Below are 758 nucleotides of genomic sequence, written 5' to 3'. Positions count from 1 at the left end.
GTCATCAGGGTCCGAGCCGTGCAGTAAATCCGAGCTCAACATGACCGTTTATAGTCACGCAGACCGGCCTTCCGTCATGGCAGCGAACTCGAGAAAATATCCACAAAAATCTTTAAAAACACCTTGAATTATTGGGAAGCCCTTATAGTCAAAGTACCGTGAGACAACTTCATCAGTCTAATTAAAGAAGTTGCACACATAGGTACCAAATGAAAAACATCAAACAGCAGCAGGCAGCAGCAACCGGCGAAATTTTGGAGGGCGCCTCGGAGGGAGCCCCTGGGGCGAGCGCGGAGGCACCCTCCAAAAAATCTGATGCGGAGGTCGTCGCGGTGGCGCGTCGCCGCAAGTTTTCGCCAGCTTACATCCAGCGCATCGTCCGGGAAGCCGACGCCTGCACCGCGCCTGGCGCCATTGGCGAATTATTGCGCCGGGAAGGACTCTACAGCTCGCATTTGAGCACCTGGCGCAGCGCCGTGGCAGCCAGTGACGCCGCATTACAGAGTCCGAAGCGTGGCCCGAAGCCTGACCCTGCCAAAGCGGCCGACCGGCAACTGGCGCGCTTGCAGATGGAAAACGACAAGCTGCGCAAGCAATTGGGTCGGGCCGAACAAATTATCGACGTCCAAAAAAAACTTTGCGATCTGCTGGGCTTACCCACGGCCGGGGAAGCGCCGTGATGCATGCGACCATTGGACTGGTCGAGCAGCTGGGCGCGCGCGCCGCCTGCGCTGGCCTGGGCGTGTCGCGTGCCAGCC

1 protein-coding gene is annotated in these 758 nt (G+C 58.3%); it reads left to right on the top strand.

The window, feature by feature from the left end; all coding sequences use genetic code 11:
- The first annotated feature begins 209 nt into the window (after nucleotides 1-209).
- Entirely contained in the window at nucleotides 210-680 is a 471-nt protein-coding gene (locus ACP7BZ_RS22840; RefSeq protein ID WP_426117482.1) for a transposase, read from the top strand.
- The last annotated feature ends 78 nt before the right edge of the window (nucleotides 681-758 follow it).

Source organism: Massilia sp. PWRC2 (genome assembly GCF_049896725.1).
In the GTDB taxonomy this organism is placed as follows: Bacteria; Pseudomonadota; Gammaproteobacteria; order Burkholderiales; family Burkholderiaceae_D; genus JAFCUW01.
Note: the sequence above shows the minus strand (reverse complement) of the source record. Positions and strands in the feature narration are given on the sequence as shown.

Coding starts and splice junctions, on each gene's coding strand:
- ACP7BZ_RS22840 (WP_426117482.1), top strand. CDS start 210: ATGAAAAACATCAAACAGCAGCAGGCAGCAGCAACCGGCGAAATTTTG.